9 protein-coding genes are annotated in these 18,806 nt (G+C 43.2%); 2 read left to right on the top strand and 7 right to left on the bottom strand.

All coding sequences use genetic code 11. The features are described 5' to 3' along the window. From AC58QM_RS12375 to AC58QM_RS12360, 4 genes are all read right to left on the bottom strand, one after another. On the bottom strand, positions 1-3,129 hold the full coding sequence (locus tag AC58QM_RS12375) for an alpha-mannosidase (protein ID WP_497284284.1): 3,129 nt from the start codon (positions 3,127-3,129) through the stop codon (positions 1-3). Between the two features lie 43 nt (positions 3,130-3,172). Further along, entirely contained in the window at positions 3,173-4,015 is an 843-nt protein-coding gene (locus AC58QM_RS12370) for a carbohydrate ABC transporter permease (protein ID WP_497284282.1), read from the bottom strand. Continuing rightward, entirely contained in the window at positions 4,012-5,001 is a 990-nt protein-coding gene (locus AC58QM_RS12365) for a carbohydrate ABC transporter permease (protein ID WP_310226416.1), read from the bottom strand. Before AC58QM_RS12365 ends, AC58QM_RS12370 begins: the two co-directional genes overlap by 4 nt. A 90-nt stretch (positions 5,002-5,091) precedes the next feature. Further along, positions 5,092-6,591: an ABC transporter substrate-binding protein gene (locus tag AC58QM_RS12360; RefSeq protein WP_497284280.1), complete on the bottom strand. Its 1,500-nt coding sequence runs from the start codon at positions 6,589-6,591 to the stop codon at positions 5,092-5,094. A 271-nt stretch (positions 6,592-6,862) separates the two neighbouring features. On the opposite strand from AC58QM_RS12360, the gene AC58QM_RS12355 reads away from it, so the two are divergent. Both AC58QM_RS12355 and AC58QM_RS12350 read left to right on the top strand, forming a co-directional pair. Then, entirely contained in the window at positions 6,863-8,626 is a 1,764-nt protein-coding gene (locus AC58QM_RS12355) for a sensor histidine kinase (protein WP_497284278.1), read from the top strand. Next, a complete protein-coding gene (locus tag AC58QM_RS12350) occupies positions 8,623-10,281 on the top strand; it encodes a response regulator transcription factor (protein WP_497284276.1) in 1,659 nt (552 codons plus the stop codon). Before AC58QM_RS12355 ends, AC58QM_RS12350 begins: the two co-directional genes overlap by 4 nt. A 34-nt stretch (positions 10,282-10,315) precedes the next feature. On the opposite strand, the gene AC58QM_RS12345 is transcribed toward AC58QM_RS12350, so the two are convergent. The 3 genes from AC58QM_RS12345 to AC58QM_RS12335 all read right to left on the bottom strand — a co-directional run bounded on the left by AC58QM_RS12345 (position 10,316) and on the right by AC58QM_RS12335 (position 18,660). After that, entirely contained in the window at positions 10,316-10,936 is a 621-nt protein-coding gene (locus AC58QM_RS12345) for a transposase family protein (protein ID WP_497284274.1), read from the bottom strand. A 648-nt stretch (positions 10,937-11,584) separates the two neighbouring features. Beyond that, on the bottom strand, positions 11,585-11,950 hold the full coding sequence (locus tag AC58QM_RS12340; RefSeq protein WP_497284272.1) for a helix-turn-helix transcriptional regulator: 366 nt from the start codon (positions 11,948-11,950) through the stop codon (positions 11,585-11,587). 83 nt (positions 11,951-12,033) lie between these two features. Continuing rightward, positions 12,034-18,660 (bottom strand): chitobiase/beta-hexosaminidase C-terminal domain-containing protein, encoded by a 6,627-nt coding sequence (locus AC58QM_RS12335; protein WP_497284270.1) that lies wholly within the window; start codon positions 18,658-18,660, stop codon positions 12,034-12,036. Positions 18,661-18,806: the final 146 nt, after the last annotated feature.

The raw sequence follows: 18,806 nt of genomic DNA, 5'->3' as shown, positions 1-18,806 counted from the left end.
TTAAAAATACACCACAAACGTCTTAATTTCATATGGATTCATCGTGCAGCTGATGATGCTGCTGTCTTGCTTATCGGTTTCAATACGTTCCATGAGATCGCACTTTGCCCATCCGCGTATTGGCAAACTGCTCGTGATCTCTAGTTGGCCCCTAGCCCCGGCGAATTCATGAATGCGCAGGATAACTGCGTTCTCATCTTCGGCCTTTTTCACAGTATCAATGAAGGCATGTGGCGAAGAAAGCGTAAATAACGACAAGCCAGCGTGCGAAGTTCCGCCAACCGCAACCGTTTGTGGACTATTTAAAGACCATGCTTCACGCACAGTCTCTCCCTCTCTCCAGTCACCAGCATGTGGCAATAGCGCATAAGTGAATTGATGCTCACCGCGGTCTGCCTCTGAATCCGGAAATACCGGGGAATTAATGAGTGATAAGCGCATGACGTGATTTTTGATATCGTAGCCATATTTGCAATCATTCAACAAACTGACCCCATAACCATGTTCAGATAAGTCTGCCCATTGTTGGCCAACCGTTTCAAATCGCGCGTAATCCCAACTTGTGTTCCAGTGCGTCGGACGCTTCACATTGCCGTACTGAATATCATACGTTGCTTCCGTCGAGCGAATGCTCACTGGGAAAGCGACCTTCAACATTTGCTCACGTTCATGCCAATTCGCATTCGTTTGGAAATCAATTCGACGGCTATGTGTATAGACAATTAGCTCTTGGGTGATCTGTGATTGGCCGAATGTCCATGCAAAACGAACAACTGCCCTAACGGGGCCAACTTCCTTCAGTTCGACGGAAACTAACTCCGTCACTTCGCGTTTCTTTTCCCCGTAATAGATGTCGATTCCCCATGCGTCATCACGCAGCGGCTTATTCTCAAACACCTGCAAAACGTTCCCGTATTCACCAGCTTTAAGCACTTCTCGATCATTCTCTTTGTCATAGATACGAGTCAGTTGACCGTATGTATTCCACTCCAAATCATAGAACGGTGTAGTTAGGCTATTAGCTTGGAAGCCAAACTCATGTGCAGGTTCACTTTTATTTTCTCCTGCCTGAAAATGAATCTCCGTCATCCCCATCGCAGGCACGCTGTTCGTTTGAACGATCCAGCCATCTCCGCTGCGCTGAGCCAGCAGTTCAGACCCATTGGTACCTAGCCATGTCCCATTTGAATTAGCTTCAGGGATGTACACGGATTCCCCGCGATCCCATGATGCTGAGTTATAGATGGTATACGTGCTTGCTTGGGACTCCTCAATCCGAGTAAGCTCTGCCAATGCTTGCTTCCACAAACGAACAAGGGAGTGATCCGCTTCTTCGTATTCTTTCCAACTATCTGTATACACCTCACGAATCGACGTTCCTGGCAAAATATCATGAAACTGATTTCGCAGAACTGTTTTCCAAATCTTTAACAGTTCCTCCCTTGGATACTTGGACCAATTTTCTTTTAGTAGTCCTTCTAGAACGAAAGTAAATTCACTTTCTCTCAATAGAAGCTCCGCTTTACGATTCAAAAGCTTATTGCGTGCTTGGCTTGTGTACGTCCCGCGATGATACTCCAAATATAGCTCGCCATCCCACGTATGGACATATTCGTCACTTTGTGCGACCCGCTCCTGAAGTCCTGCGAAGTAATCATCAGCCCGACTCGTCTTCACATTCGGTAAGCCAGGCAGCACATCCAAACGTCTGCGCATTTCCAACATCTCGCGAGTTACACCACCGCCGCCGTCTCCATACCCATAACAAAGCAGCAAATCCTTGTTGAGCGCCTTATCCTTATAATTATCCCAAATACCCTGTACCGTTTCTGGGGTAACCATACCGTTATATGTGTAAATCGTATTATTAGGTTCTGGTGTTGTAATAAAATGGGTCAAAATCTCTGTACCATCAATCCCCCGCCACATAAAAGTGTCATGCGGCATGCGATTGTATTGATTCCAGCTGATTTTTGTTGTCATGAATGTATGAATGCCTGATTTTTGCAGGATTTGCGGTAACGCCCAGCTGTAACCGAATACGTCGGGCAACCACAAGTAGCTGCATTCCACGCCAAATTCCTCACGAAGGAATCGCGTTCCGTACAAGATTTGTCTAACCAAGGATTCACCTGAAGTCAGATTGCAATCCGGCTCCAACCACATCGCACCGTCCGCTTCCCATCTTCCTTCTTGGACTCGGGTGCGAATTTGTTCATAAATTTCTGGATAATCTTCTTTCATATATTCGTACAGTTGCGGCTGCGTTTGTAAAAACAAGTACTCCGGATACTGCTCCATCAATCGGAGCACGGTTGAGAAGGAACGCGCGCATTTCTCACGCGTATGTTTCAATTGCCACAACCAGGCTACGTCAATATGCGTATGCCCTACACAATGAACGGTAATCGCAGAGTTCTTGTCTAGCGAATCAAGCTCACTACGAAGAACAGCACTCGCAGCTGCAACGCTCTCATAGAACGCTGGAGACCCAGGTTCTGCCCAGTTGATTTGCAAAAATGCTTTATTCACCGCTGCAAGCAGCGTTTGCTTGTCTGCACTGTTTTCAGGAAGACGTTTAATCGTTTCCAACGCCGCTTTTGCTGTAAAGAATACATCATCTGCGGTTTCATCCAGCCACGTCAACTCTGCCTTGAGAATTTTATGCTCTGCTTTATTCCGTGGACCCCAGCTGCCGTAGCCCTTCAAACCTGACCACAAGCGGAAAACGAGTGTGTGCGTCTCCATCGTGCAAGCTTGCGGCAGCAACACCTCTTGATGGTTCGTATCCACGCCTTGATAAGGTACGCCATTTACATAGAGCAGCGATTCAAATCCCGATATATGATTGGGACCGGAGGTACCAAAGTCGAAACGGCCGACAATTTTTCTTCCCTGCCAAGCTTCAGGAGCTTTTATCTCCGTACGGAGCCAAAGGTACGTATCATTGCCTTCCCATGAGTCACCTAACTGCAGCGCTTGTTGTTCAAATGCAGTTGGAGGTCGTTCTCCAATATTCCCCTCCTCATCCCATGCACATTGCAGAGAACGAATGGCAATAGCATCTCTATAACGATATTCTGAGAGCTCGGCAATTCGTTTATCTAGCTTTTCTATCGTATAAAACATGTCAGTAATCTCTCCCATCTCATTTGCTACCTATATCTAGCCGTTATCCTTTGATCGAACCCGCAATTCCCTCAATAAAGTATCTTTGTAGGAATAAGAAAACGATGATAATTGGAATCAAGGACATACATGCCCCCGCTGCAATTCCCGTCCAATCCACTGTGTTCGTACCAAAGAAGTTATACATTCCAACCCCAAGCGTTCGAAGCTCTGGTTTACCTAAGGTAAAGATCAATGGCACTAAGAAAGCATTCCATGCAGCAATAAAGGTGAAAATGCTAACCGTCGCTATGATAGGCTTAGTTAAAGGCAGCATAATATTGAAGAAGATACGAGGTTGACTCGCACCGTCCATGACACCAGACTCTTCAACCTCTTTGGGAATCGAAGCGAAAAAGCCCATGAACAGCAGAATAGAAACCACATTGGAGGGTCCCGCTTCGGCTAATACAACGCCCATGAGACTGTTGTTAAAGCCTAATTTTACAATCAGCTCAAATAACGGAATAATTGTAAAACCCTTCGGCAAAAACATTGCCACAACAAGCGCAGCTAGAATGATCTTCTTTCCTGGCATATTACCGCGACCGAGCGCGTAACCAGCCAATGATGAAACAAGAAGTACGACTAAGATAACCATCAAGGTAACGAATACTGTGTTAAAAAAGTATAAGTAGAACTTGGCGCTTTCCCATGCTCGACTAAAATTCACTAAGGTCGGTTCCTTTGGAATTAATCGTAAGCCGCCGAGAAACATTTCACCTTGCGATTTGAACGCGGAGGAAATCATCCACAAGAACGGATAACTCCACAAGAAGGTAATCCCAATAAAGAGAAGATGCATGGCGGTCTGTGCCAATGTTTTACCCGTACGTAGTGTTCTCATGCCGATTGTCCTCCTTTACCAGGTCTTACTTTCTTCATAACAGCCGCTTGAACAAGTACAACTAGAAATACGGCCATACTAAAAACGATCCCCGCAGCAGATGCGAAACCATAACGTGTAGTCGAGTACTCCGTTGTTTCGAACGCATAGCGATAAATATAGGTATCAATGACATCAGTGGATTTGACTGGTCCGCCTTCCGTCATCGTTTTGACTAAGTCAAAGGGATGAAGATTGCCTATGAATGTCAACAAGACAATGATAATACCGATCGGCACGAGCAACGGAATCGTAATACGTGTAAAACGTTGAACAGCGCCGGCTCCATCGATTTTCGCAGCTTCATACAGTTCTGCAGGAATGGTTTGTAAGCCTGCAAGCCAATAAATGAGCGGCGTACCAAAGCTTTTCCATAGCGAAATAAACAATAAGGTAGGTAATGCTAGTTTCTGAGACCCGAGGAAATTAATCGGGCTATCGATCAATCCCATTTTCAACAACACATCGTTAATTGGCCCGCCAAGCGGATTTAACAAAATGACGAATACGATACCGACAACAGCTGTCGTCGAGATCACTGGCAAAAAGATCAGCAAACGGTAAATATTTCTTCCTTTTACGCCAGGGTGATTAAGTATTACAGCCACAATTAACGCTAGCGGTAATTGAATGCATACATTACTTATTGCAAATGAGAAGGTAACTTTGAAAGCATTCCAAAATCCTGGATCTGTATAGATCTCTATAAAATTGGCGAAACCAATAAAGTTCGTTGGTCTTCCTGTCCCGTCCCAGTCAAAGAAAGCGTAGTACCAGCTGCCAACAATAGGCCATATTGAAAACATAAGAAATAAAACCAGCATAGGTAATATAAACAAGTAATGCCAGCGATGCAGCTTGATCCGTCTCCATAAAGCAGATGTCGATGTTCTACTTCCAATTACTGAGGTCGAGGATGGTAATGTCCTCTCTTGGTGTGCGTTCATTCCTTCCACTCCTTTTCCCGAGCCATTAGGTGAAAAGAGATTCCACTCAAGCGATTATTCACTCTTGAGGGAATCTCCCCACGAAATCACTTATTTTCTAAGATAATCTTTCATTGGATCCCAATCTGAGAATTTCAGGTCATCGATTGTGATTTTACTTCCGCCATCACGAGCCTTTTTCATTTCTGCTTCAATTAGTTGATTAACTTTCTTGTCATAGTCACTAAATACAGCTTTCACATCTTCATTATTGATAATCGCTTTCACGCCAAGGTCTTTAATTCTTGGTTTTGGCAGTCCGTCAGCGATTGGTTTGGACAACTTATCCATATCCACATTTTTCAAGCTCACATGCGGTGCCAAACGTAAGGTCTCGTTCATCACTTGCAACACTTGTTTCGATACACTATCCAACTCAATACCATCATATGCCTTAGGAATAACTACCATTTCCTTGGAAGACTGGAAGTATGATTTTTGGAATTCAGCAGATCCGAAATAATCAAGTACTTTCCAAGCTGCATCCTTCACCTTGGAGCCAGATCCGATTACGAACTTAGGCTCAGCTGGTGTAGGCACATCTCTAAAGCCTTTACGTCCTGTATCAGGTACTGGTGCTGCAGCAATACCAAGCTTAATATCTGGTTTCAGTTTTATAATTTCAGCAGCTTGCCACGCAGCTCCAACGAACATCGCCACTTTGCCTGCTGCAAATTGCTGATGCATTTGCGCTGGATCCCAGTTCTCCCAACCAGGTGCCAATACTTTCTGTGCATTCAAATCTCTGAAGATCTCTACCGCAGGAGCCATGGAAGCGGCATTTGCCTGACCCGTTAGGAGGCTAATCGGCCAATCTCCTTCTTGTTGAAGAACCCCACCCTCGTTAGATACAGCGAAGCCTGCAATGGTAGCGGAGAAAGCCCCAAGGTCTTTGCCCATGATGGAAGTCCCATACACTTGTCCTTTGCCTTCTTTGGTGATTTTTGCAGACATATTCTTGAATTCGGAATACGTTTTCGGAGGTGTATCAATGCCGTATTGTTTCAAAATGTCGACATTGTAGAATAAAGGTCTAACTTTACTGTAACGCGGATCCGCCAAAGGCACGCCAATCACCTTGTCTTTATAACGCAACCAGCTATCCTTGTCGAAAGTACCTTGCGGGTATCTCGCTTTGAATTCCGGCGTCAAATATTCATCAATTGGTTGAATCCAACCATTATCGGAAGCAAGCTGCCACTGCGCTTTTCCTCCTACGATGAAAAATACATCTGGCCCTTCATTTGTCGCAAACATCAATTGCACCGCATTGTTATATTGTGCGGAAGGATTCATTTGCAAATCAACTTTAACGTCTGGATTTTTGTCCATAAACTTCTTAACTTCTGACTTATAGAAAGCTTCATCTTCCGCTCTAGCTGAAGGCAGTACAACTTTAACCGTTTTTGGCGGCTGCTGAGCAGTAGGTTTGCTTGTTGCTGGAGCAACGCTTTGTGCAGGTTCTGCAGCGTTATTGGAACAGCCAGCGGACACGATCGTTGTACATAAGGCTAAAACTGCCAATGCCGACGTTTTGACTTTTTTGTTCAATGTGTTCGACTCCCCTTATTTACTAGTTTGATTTTGTTTACAAGTTAATTGTAGCAATCGTAAACCTTGTGCAGTATCCCACCCTACTATAAACGAGGTGGATAAATCTATGGAAACGGATCGATCATAGACTAGCTCAAAGATGCTTCGTATATAAGAATTCTACAAACTGTGTGGATTAATCTATGGACACCCCAAAATACATTGACATGCACCCTTGCTTGCTTAACAATTACTTATAGGAACGATTACGAAACAGGACAGGTGCAACATGGGAATCATTCAACATTATCTGCGTTCCACTAAACGCATTCGTTTTAAAATTTTCATCCTAAATTCAACCGTCGTTATTGCAGCCGTACTACTATTAGGCTTATTCGCTTACCGATACACACTCCAAATTGTAACGCAAAGTCAGTTAGAGCGAATGGAAATACTAGCAGATCGGACCGAGGAACAATTAGCAAGAACAACGAGTGATTTACAACAAGCACTTTCTTTAATTTCTAGTGAGATTGCCCAATCCAATTTAACGGAGAAGGAAATCGCTAATATTCTCAAAACGTACAATTACTCACTATACCCTCTGACACAGAGTTTATTTTTTATAGAGCCTTCAGGCCATGTTATTCAATCCAGTGGCACTTATACGGTTCCAGCTGACATCTCAGATTACATTATTAACCAGACAGGCAGCAAAATAATCAACTACATCGGGCCATACTACTCTCCATCCAAAGGTCTCATTAGTACAGTCACAGCCAATGTCAGACAAGGAACTGAAATCAAAGGTATACTTGCGATCGATATCAACTCCGAGAAAATCAACAAATTATTTATGGACAGTAACATTGATAAGGAAATTTCTACACTCGTGTTTAATAGTGAGCTTCGTCCCATTCTCAGTGACATCAAGCTGCGTGGCACCTTTCAACAGCAGGAATACTCCGAACTGTTTCCCGCTCTACAGGAACTCGTTTACACAGCAAATAATGAGACCAAAATTGTTAATATCCATAATGATGAATATATCGTACGGATCAGTACACCGGATTTGTTCAAATTGAAATTGCTGCACTTCGTTAATAAAGATCGTTTCTTGGGTGAAGTGGAAAAGTTTAAAAATTATACACTTTGGTTCGCAGGTGTCTTCACCTTAATCGTGTTCATCCTGTCTCTCTACTTGGCGAGGTCGATTAATCAACCGATCCAAAAGTTAATCATTCAGATGAATCGGATTAAAAATGGCAATCTGCATATCCGTATCCGTCTTAAACGTCAGGATGAATTTCTATCCTTAGCAGACTCCTTTAATGAAATGCTCGACCGGATTGAAACCTTAGTTGATGAAAAAGTACTCATTGAGAAAGCTAAAAAGAAATTTGAACTCAAAGCACTGCGATCGCAAATTAATCCGCATTTTCTATACAATACACTAAACTCGATTAACGCACTTGTCGACCTGAATCGCACAGATGAGATTCCCAAAGTTTTGAATGCGCTCGTACGGTTGTTTCAATATACAATGGATCATGGGCTTGAATTTACAGAGTTAAGCGCGGAACTAGAAGGTCTTGAACAATATGTCTATCTCCAGCAAATACGTTACCAACATAAGTTTGAGGTACACTATTCCTTTGATGATGAATTACTATCCTACAAAATGCTGAAGCTCTCCTTGCAACCAATCGTCGAAAATGCGATATTCCATGGTATCAAAGGTAAGAAAAAAGGCGAAGGCATCATAACCATCGGAGGCGGCTTCACGAATGGCAAAACCACAATACTATTATTTGTGGAAGACAACGGTACAGGGATACCCACAGAGCGGCTCGCGCAGCTGCTAATTGATAACTTAGGAGCCCCTTCGCCTGCTAGGCCAAGTGGATTTAATTCAATTGGTTTACGAAACGTACATGAGCGTTACCAGCTTCACTATGGGAAGGAATATGGATTAAGTATTTCGAGTCAGGAAGGATTAGGCACTCGGGTTGAACTTCTCATGCCAGCTATGAAAGGAGATGACAGCTTATGAAATCGAATGTGATTATAAGCGAAAATATACGTTGCATTATCGTGGATGATGAAGACTTAGTACGGGAAAGGTTCCGTATCGGATTTCCGCTCGCTGAGAACGGATTTGAAATCGTGGGGGAAGCAGAAGATGGCGAAGAGGCCCTAGAACTGTGCAAACAGCTTAATCCCGACATCGTCATTACCGACATCGTCATGCCTAGGATGGACGGACTGCAGTTGACTGAACACTTGAAAACCTTAATGCCACGTGTAAAAGTCATCATCTTGTCCAACTATCAAGAATTCGATTTCGCTCGCAAAGCAGTTCAACTTGGAGCGATTGGCTATCTCTTAAAAATTACTTCCGGTCATCGCGAGCTCCTCGACCTGCTTGAACGCGCTCGAAAAGAGATTGAATTAGACCGCGAATTATTACTAGAAAAAATACAAGAACGTCATCGCTTCCAGCAAAGTAAACCTCTGCTTCGCAAACAATTCATCATGAATGTGATGGACCAGATGTATGCTACGCCAGAATCCCTATATAAGGAATTCACCATGCTTGAGCTTCATCCGTTATCTTATGGATTTACGATTGCCTACCTGGAAATTGATAAATTTCCTGAACTGAAACAAACCTTTCATTCTCGCGATATTTCCTTATTCAAGTATGTATTGATGCAGATGATCGAAGAGGTTAGTTCAACCCACTACAATGGCAATCTATTCCCTTGGACAGAAGAGAACTCACTTTGTTTATGGCTTCATTGGGATTCAGCCTATCAAATGGAGCAAGCGGAGTCGCAAGTCTATGCCTTGTTTCAAAGAATAAATGAATTTATCAAGCTTTATTTGCCCTTTACCGTGACTAGTGGTTTCAGTAAGGCAAAGAGAATTTCTTTGGATCATGGTCAACTCCCTACACGCTTGAAAGAAGCAGTTAATGAAGCTATTAGCGCTACTTCACAGCGCTTCTACAATAATTTAGGCATGGTGTACACGTATTCCCATTTCGTACCCTATCACACATTAGGTGAAGCCCAGAAACAAACTTTAAACAATAGTTTGCAAAGTATTAACCCGTTCCTAGATGACAGCAGTCTGCGAAGAAGTCTCTATGAGGAAGTCATCAGTAAAATTCAAGAGCAGCATGTTCAGCCCGCACAGCTGATTAGCTGGCTTGAAGAGCTCAGCAAGTATTGGACAGTGAATGACCCGTTAGGTGCAACGGCGCTTATCGATTCCCTTGAGCTAGTTGAAGTCCTCCAGGATGTTGAAGCCTACTTACTTCGATTAATGCACTGGAAACGAACCGTTCAAGTGTTATCCAGTAAGGATCATCACTATCGCATTGAAATTCAGGATGCGCTTGATTATATCAATACTCACTTCCACAAACCGATCAGCGTCACTGATGTGTGCCAGCATCATCAAATAAGTCCAAACTACTTTAGTCATTTATTTAAAGCCCAAACAGGCAGTAACTTCTCTGATTACGTCACACACTATCGCATGCAAGCTGCTAAAAAGCTACTGAAGGAAACAACACTTCAAGTACAGGAAATATCCGAGCGCGTTGGCATTCCAGATTACAAATATTTTACCAGGTTATTTCGCAGATCCACGGGCCAAACACCCAGCGCCTTCCGTGAACAGTCCAAAATTCCAACATAAACTTTCCCCTATCATGCTAGTCGTGGTAGGGTTTTTATAATTGGAAATATCGTAAAAAATGTGGATATAAACGCACCGAAAAGAACGCACTCATCCATTTTCTAAACATATCTTGTTCTTCGTATCTGATATTTCTTCGGCTCTTAAATAAATAAGCAGCCAAAACACTTGTATTCCCTTTGGGTTGGGCAAGCTTGGTGCTTTCATTTTCACTGCAGGACTGCGCTACGTCTTCTTCTATGTTAACTTCCCTATGTTTCTCTAACTTCTTATTCCCCATACGTGCGTATTGCTTATATAAAGCTAATTGTATTTTTTCTATCATCAACTTAGCAGTTCGATAATTCACACCAAGTAAAACGGCAAATGATGGAATCGAATAAGTAGCCTCATCTTGAATTAATAAACGAATGGCTTTGAACCAGATTAATAAAGATAACTTGGATTTATGCATAACAGTACCAGCTGTAATAGATACTTGTGTGCGGCACTCCTTGCATTCTAGTAAGCTGCGTGTTTTTACTTTATAAAAAGAATCATGATCGCATCGCGGACAATTGAACCCATTCGCCCAGCGATTTTTCATTAAAATCATCTCACAATCTTCCTCTGTTTGAAAAGTATCGTCCAACGAGTCCACAAAAATCATATCCATTACTACAATCACCTCGGAATAAGAACTTATGTTCTTATTATAATGAACATTTGTTTCCATGTAAAGAAAAAAATGTATATTATGGGGAGGTGTTTCGAATTAGAACACATTCTGAGATATCTACAAATCTGGTTAATAATTGAGGAGTAGGATGCGAAGAACTCGTTCAAATCCAGTAGACACAACGCGCGCTCAGGAAGCGCGCACGCTGTTAGCGGTATGTGTTAAATTACCTAACGACTCTACTCATTTCTTTATTTGTAGATACCTCAGAAAATTGTTTTTTTGACATACTTACCTCCTGGCAAGCTAGAGCCGTTTCAATTAATTCCCATTAAATTTCTAGTCCCCGGTTCGAGTGGGATGGTTCGTTGGGTGGTTCGTATGTAGCTCGGGTGTAGTCCGTGGTGTGCAGATCCTGTGTAGCTCGAGTGTAGTCCGTGTTCAGTTCCAATGTAGCTCGGGTGTAGTCCGTGTTCAGTTCCTGTGTAGTTCGCGTGCAGGTACTGTGTAGCTCGGTTGTAGTTCGTGTGTAGTTCGTGTGTAGCTCAGGTGTGGTTCGCGAGCGGTTTGTAGGGGTTAGGAATATATTGAAATGGTTTTCCAAGGTTCTCTTCGATATGGGGATTGGGTTAGTTTTACCAAATACTAGGAATTTGATTGTCGGTAATGATAGGGGGTAATACCCTTATGGCGTTTAAATACGCGAGTGAAATAGGACGCGCTGTTATATCCGATTTGTTTACTAATTTCTTGAATGGGCAAGGAGGTGGATTTCAGTAACTTACTTGCTTCGTGCATTCTTCTTGTGGTTAGATACTCCGATAGTGTCCCTCCTGTTTCTTGATGAAAGAGATGTGAAATATGAGATGGCGATAGGTAAAGTACGGCCGCTAGTCGTTCCAATACACACTTATGATGATAATTGGTATCCACCCATTCCATCATTTTCTTTGAATAACGAGTGGAGCGCTTGAAAAAACTTGCTTCTGACAGCAGCACATCCGTTTTCAATTTCTTTCCCTCCTTCTTGGTGAGCTTAATTAGAAACGGCTAGAAAAGACAGGCTAAGTTATTCAGCCTGTCTTCTTCTGTAATTAGTTAATAAATTTCGCGTATTTAAGTAGTCTGCCTAATGTAACTGCCGCTTGTGCACGAGTAGCATTTGCATCTGCGCCAAAGCTGCTTTCTGATACTCCCTGCATAAGGCCAGTTTCTAAACATTTGTTAATAGCATCTTTCGCCCACTCTTCAATTAATGCGTGATCTGCAAAGCCTGATGCTAGTTGACGTTTCTGCCCATTTGCAAGTTGAATATCGCTTTTTGTAAATTGTAACGCTCTGGCAATCATGACAGCCATCTGTTCACGAGTGATCGTTTCATTCGGTCTCATCGTTCTGTCGTCATAACCATCGATCAACCCTGCTTGTAAGGCAGCATTTAGTTGTCTACTGAACCAGTCTGATTCGTGGACATCTTTAAACTCTTGCGTAGCACTATTTTGTTGTGCTAATCCGAGTGAGCGTGACAGCATGACCGCGAATTGCGCCCTTGTCACAGCTGCTTCTGGATCAAACCCATCCGATGTCATTCCTTTGACAAGTAGTTTCGAAGCCAATGTATGGACGTCATCTTCCGCCCAATGTCCCTTCATATCCTTAAAGTTTTTATCGGATTGAACAATGGTAAAGATTCCGCTCCCGTTACTACGCAAGGTAGCTACTGTTTGACCATTCACTACGGTGAATGTCGCAGGCACGAATACCATCTCACCAGTTATATGATCAATCATAACGCCTGTAACCTTGTTGGCATTCGGAATAGCTGGGAATGTCATAGTTTGTGTCAAATAGGTACTTCCATAACTATGAATTTCTTGTTGACGATTTCCCGCTTCTACGAGAATTCCGAAGTTGATAACTTCAGTGGCAAGCGAGACTCCTGTTGCCGCAGAGAGCGAGCTCACTTTCTTCTTGTCATCTTGTGAGGCTGGCTTTACAACAAACTTCACTCTCAGATCTTCCTGTTTTACTTGCCACTCTTTTGCTAATTGTTCAAAGTCTAAAAGACTTGCTGGCACATTCATTGTTTGTTTGCCAACGATTAGCGTTAGAATGGCATCTTTCTCTTTTTCTAATGCCGCTGCTGCCTTTCCGCTAATTTCGAGTTGTAATCCGCTACTTTCATTTTCTTGGATTACTATCGTTTTATTTCCTTTACCGTTATTCTCGATTGCGTCAAGTGCTTTAGCCATTAAATCGTCATTGACGTGCATGCTCGTCAATTTGTTCCCGTCTTTGGACTCAATAACCTTACTACCCGCATCCAGCGAAATCACAATACCTGCGTCAGTAAGTTCAACCTTTCCTTCTTGATTTGCGACTGATCCACCAATCGGGGATGACGAATTTGTAGTAGTCGAGTTCCCTACTGTCACCTGACTCGTTGCAGTAAAACCACCATCTACTGTTGTTACTGTGATGACAGCGTTACCTACAGCATGTGCAGTCACAGTTCCGTCTGCAGCAACGGTTGCTACTGCGGTATTGCTTGAGGTCCATATCACAGCTTTATTGGTTGCGTTATCTGGAAGCACAGTAGCTGTCAGTTTTTGTGTTGTTTGTGGATTAACCAAATCAAACTGTACTGTCCCCTTATCTAACTTGACACTTGTTGCAGCAATGTTAGTTGGTGTTTGAACAAGTAATAGATCTCCATATAAGCTTGGATTTTTGCTCGATCCGATACCACTCATATATTCAATCCATCCACGTCTTCCTGCGCCATCATCATCATTTAGTAAGAATGAGAAGCCAATACGTTCTGGTACATTTTTTAGTGCATCTGGTAAGATTTCAGTCCAAGGTAGTGCGAGCTCATAGGTTGTCGTTTTACTCGTCTCATCCCGTTTTACAGCTAACTCGCTGCTAAACTGATTACCTGTTGCTTTGCCATTTGGAGCTGTTGTTCTCCACTTTGCGGGCTGATTATCCGCTGTTAGTGCAAATGTAAGCTCGCTCGAATAGCCAGACTGCCCACTAGATGTAGCTCTACCCGCATCAATCGCCAGTTGCAAACTATCTCCTCGCCAAATATCGGAGCCCGTATTCGTTTGAGTGTGTACGTTATCTTTGACGACTACTGAGAAGTACAGGTTCGTTGTATCATGCTTCACGTATCCCGTTGCACTCAAATCGTCAGCACCTGCCCAATCCGATGCAGTGAATTTAACCTGGCTAGCCTGATTCAGAATTGCACTATTCGTGTCTATCCATTCTGACGCAGTCCCATCGATGACTGGCGGCATTTGCGCCTCAGAGGAAGCATAGAAATTCACGCTTTTGGTGAGATTGGTGATAGTGCCCATTTGATCAATCTTCAATGAAAAAGGTACAGCTCCAATGTTGGCTGGAAGTGGTGCTGGAATTGGAATCAGTACTGTTTTAGATTGACTAGGAGCGATCTCGCCAAAAGTGACAGGAGCAAGGGCAGCTGCCCATTCCATTGGACTTGTTACACTGACAGTACCTCCAGAGCTTGGTTGTAGTGTCATTAAGTTTTGAATCGTAACTGCGATTGCCCAACCAGAGCCGTTAGAAATCCGTTCAGGTTTCGTCTGAACTGCAATTTGATCTGTATTCGCTGTATACTGTTGAATATTCATTAATTGATCGCTAGCGATGTCAATAACCGCCCCGCCTTTTGTTGCGGTATCGGTAAATGAATTGGCTGTTAACTTTAGCGTTTTGAGCGTGCTGTCTTTTACCCAGATACCCGAATACGGTGTGGATTGAATTGTATTTTCAGTAATAGTGAAATTTCCGCCTTTGGACATCATCGAACTTATCGCGCCGTAAGTAAGCGTATTTGTCCCCGTATTCGTATTAATCAGTGTATTGCCCGTTACTGTAATCTGATCTGTCGGATATACTTCACTTGTGTAATAGAACAAGACTCCAGCCATGTGCGTGTTCTTAATTGTATTGCCGGTAGCTAATATGTTGTCGCCGGAAGCAAACGCGATACCGCTTTGTTCTGAATTCCCTTCACCATCTATTACGTTACCTGCAAGCCGAATGTACTCGGATTGACGCGCAAGGCTGCCTTGCTTATTCACGAAGATGGCATGGTCACGATTGCCTTTCAGCGTAGAATTTTCCACATATACTTGTCTGGAAGCCACAAGCAGGATACCACTCATATTGGAGTCGATTACGGTACATGCTTGAATAGATACGCCTGTGGATGCATCCACTTGTATACCAGAACCACCTGAATTCGCCACTGTCACATGCTCCGTTACGATGCCTTTGCTGCCAGTAATATCAAGCAACGAACGATTATGGCGTAAAAACGGCTTATTCGCAAGCTCCAGCTTCACGTTGCGTATGGATGAATTGGTTGCATTCAGAAGACGAATGCCAAAATGATCCGCGCTTGTAAAGCGCAGTACGGAGCTATCTCCATCCCCTACAATGTGGACATTGTCACGACCTTCAAGCAGCAGATGATGCTTGATTTGACTATATGGACGTGAATCTTTGCCTGGAATTGGAGGTAATACATAGGTCCCTGCTGGAATGCGAAGTGTGCCGCCAGTAGTTGGAATCGCATCTAAGGCATCATAAAAAGCTTGCGTATCACTCGTTGATCCGTCGCCTTTTGCGCCATAATTCTTGACGTTGATTTCATTTGCAGCAGTTGTGACGACTGGAGCTCCTGCCCAAGCTATCTCAGAAGGCTCTGCAGCAATGGCTGCATAAGGATCCGTATACACAGGCTGGGTCGTAACTTTTGGGAATCCGTATGCATATGTCGTGTTGGAGACCGTCCCTGAAACCTTATTATTTGACAAATTTACGTTTCCTGACAAGACGGCAGCATTAAAATTAATGCTAGGATCAACGGGAGTTAAACGTAATTCATTGCCGAACATGTCATTATTCGTAATATCAATGTTATTCACTTTGATATTAGAATTAAATACCATAGAACTTCCAGCAATAGCTGCAATTTCGTTATTTTTAATACGAACGTTGCTGATTGTGGATGCAGGTCCCCACGGATTGAAATATATCCCATGCGGTTGCCCACCGTAAACATGGTTATTTTCAACGGTTAGATCATCTTTATACTGGTTAAATGCAATTGCACCTTTTTGATTATCATTCAAACCCATGAGCCCGGAGCGAACGATCGTATTATTCTTAATTAATAAATGCTCCGTATCATGACCGTTACCGGACACACTGCTCTGACCGCCATTGTTTGTATAAACACCGGATGACTTAATGTTTTCAAGCCAGTTGTCTTCTACACGACTATTCGTTCCCGTGACGGTAATTCCCCGTCCCCAATAACTGTTTAAGATTGTGTTATGCAAATATTGATGATTATCTGCGACTTTATATTCTTTGTCATCAATACTAGCAATGGAGTCGTCATTGGCCCCATCGACAAGGTTGTAGGCTGCCACTACATCGGCAACGTTAGCAAAGTGAATACTGTCTGCTGCTGTATTACGAACTTGCGTGTCGACGACGTACACATTTTTCGTATTTTGCCAAAATACAGCTCCGATATTCCCTTGATCAATTGATACGCGATTCATTTGAATGTTCTCGCCTGATGTTGCAACCGAATAGCCACCTGCTCCGCCCCTCGCGTCATATCGTGGGTACCAGGAGAAGGCCAAATCCTTATAAGAGATATCCTTGCCATCAATTCGCCAACCGTAAGCAAAGCCTGAGAATACACCATTTCTATTCGTCCATGTTCTTCCGGCAGGCAATGTTGGTATTCCTGGAAGCTTGAAGCGAATAACCGATTCGTCACCTTCACCGATAAAATGAACATTGTTATAATTCCGCTTCCATGCCCAGCGATTCAATGGATCGGTCAAGTCAAACGGGAAGTAGTAAAATCCTTTTGGAACGAAGACTACGCCTCCATCGACAGAATTCAAGGCATTAATCGCCTTTTCAAAAGCCTCGGCATCACTAGCATTGCCGTCCCCAACTGCTCCAAAATCTTTGACGTTCGCCACTTTCATGGCTTCATAATTCAAATGTGGCATGTTTTCAAGCCCGTCTCTGTTATAGTAACTATCAGGCAAGTTCGTCACAGATGACGTTGGCGTGTAAATCGTATAATCATATTGTGCAACAGCAGTGCCGATAGTACCGTTCAATTCTGCGTAAGTTTTAACTGTTGTTGCTGCTGTTACGACGATCGGCGCTGTATATAACAGCTTGGTTCCCGAAGAAACAGGATCGCTGCCATCCAACGTATAATAAATGGAAGCCCCCTCAATTGTCGAAGTCAGCTTAATCGTTCCACCGTTAAAAATGGCACCAGAAATGGCATTAGCCTTCACGGTCTCAGCAAGTGTCACCGTATAGGTATATACCGATTCATCACTATCTGTCATGCCCGCTTTGATTGCATATGCGCGCAGCTTTGTATTTGCAACTATTGCGATTGGTGTAGTATAGTCTTTGCCACTTGCTGATGTTTTCGGATCCGTACCATCTAGCGTATAGCGAATTGTTGTTCCTGCAGATCCGGTTAACGTTACCATTTTGCCGAATGGCACGTTACCCGTGGGTACAGATGAAGTCGGTGCTACCAACTTGTTTGTTAAGGTATATGTAAAAGTTGATACAGGACTGTCCGTTAATCCATTCCCTTTTGCTGCCGCTTTAATCGTCGTGTTGCTTGAAATGACAATCGGAGACGAATATGTCAGACGAGTACCTGAAGTCAGCGGGTCACTGCTATCAAGCGTGTAGTACACAGATGCTCCGACAGTCGGTGTCGACAGTGTCACAGCTTGACCAGCCGTAATTGTTCCTGAAGGTACATTTGCAACGACAGGCGATACTGAAAAATATTTATTCATTAAATAGGTATCAACCGCTTGACGTTCCGAGTTTGATAGAACACGTTGGTATACAAGGACTTCAGAAACGTCAGCAGCCATGTGCAAGTTACTAGGACTGTAGCTTTTACCTATCACATAGTGTTTAAAGGTTCCCATGGTCTTCAACGAATCATTCGTCCTGCCCCCGGATGACACACCGTTCTGATACGCCTTTACCTCACCTTTATCCTTATCATGTGTGACAGTGAGTATCGTTGTGTTCAAGGTAGATGCGCTTTCCAAGTCACTGTTGGCTGTTCCCGAACTTAACGGGCCAAAAGCAATTAGCTTCTGCACCGCAGTAGAAGGGTCGCTCGTATAATTGGTCGCGATAGCCCACGCGCCAATATTGCTGGCAATATCAGTAGCAAAAATTCCTTTATTGCTGAATTGTTTAAGCGAATTCAACTTCATTACCATAATAACGGTACTGTTTCCAGTATAGGGTACTGACAACTCTTTGCTCAGAAACTGCTTTTTATTTCCATTCACATCTCCATCAAAACGAATAGCTGGTTTACCGTAAACAGCATCCGTGACAAGACTAGGAAACTTTCCATCTACTGCTTGAGATACATGATTACCTTGACCGGACTGATCCGCCCACTGGCTAACCTTCCCATTCGCATCCACGGTAACTCCAGCATCTGCTTTTAACCAAAGATCGAGTTTATCTGTCGGAATAATACTATCCGCATAAGCAGATGTTGTGGTTACACCCCCAACCACAGGCAATGGCAGCAGGCTTAAGAGCATGGCCAAAACCAAAAGAAGCGAACACTTTTGCTTGAACGCTTTCAATTAAATCCCCTCCAATTTTTTACATGAATACGCTTTCTTAAATTATTGTACCAACAGTCTTCTTGCCTCAATATCCGATGATGCTACGAATGATGTGCATATTTCTATGAAGTTTGTACATTCGTAAAATAGTGCTATTTCCAAGC

Source organism: Paenibacillus sp. J22P165, from assembly GCF_059692015.1.
This window is presented reverse-complemented; position numbering and strand designations above follow the sequence as displayed.

Coding starts and splice junctions, on each gene's coding strand:
- AC58QM_RS12375 (WP_497284284.1), bottom strand. CDS start 3,129: ATGTTTTATACGATAGAAAAGCTAGATAAACGAATTGCCGAGCTCTCA.
- AC58QM_RS12370 (WP_497284282.1), bottom strand. CDS start 4,015: ATGAGAACACTACGTACGGGTAAAACATTGGCACAGACCGCCATGCAT.
- AC58QM_RS12365 (WP_310226416.1), bottom strand. CDS start 5,001: ATGAACGCACACCAAGAGAGGACATTACCATCCTCGACCTCAGTAATT.
- AC58QM_RS12355 (WP_497284278.1), top strand. CDS start 6,863: ATGGGAATCATTCAACATTATCTGCGTTCCACTAAACGCATTCGTTTT.
- AC58QM_RS12350 (WP_497284276.1), top strand. CDS start 8,623: ATGAAATCGAATGTGATTATAAGCGAAAATATACGTTGCATTATCGTG.
- AC58QM_RS12345 (WP_497284274.1), bottom strand. CDS start 10,936: ATGGATATGATTTTTGTGGACTCGTTGGACGATACTTTTCAAACAGAG.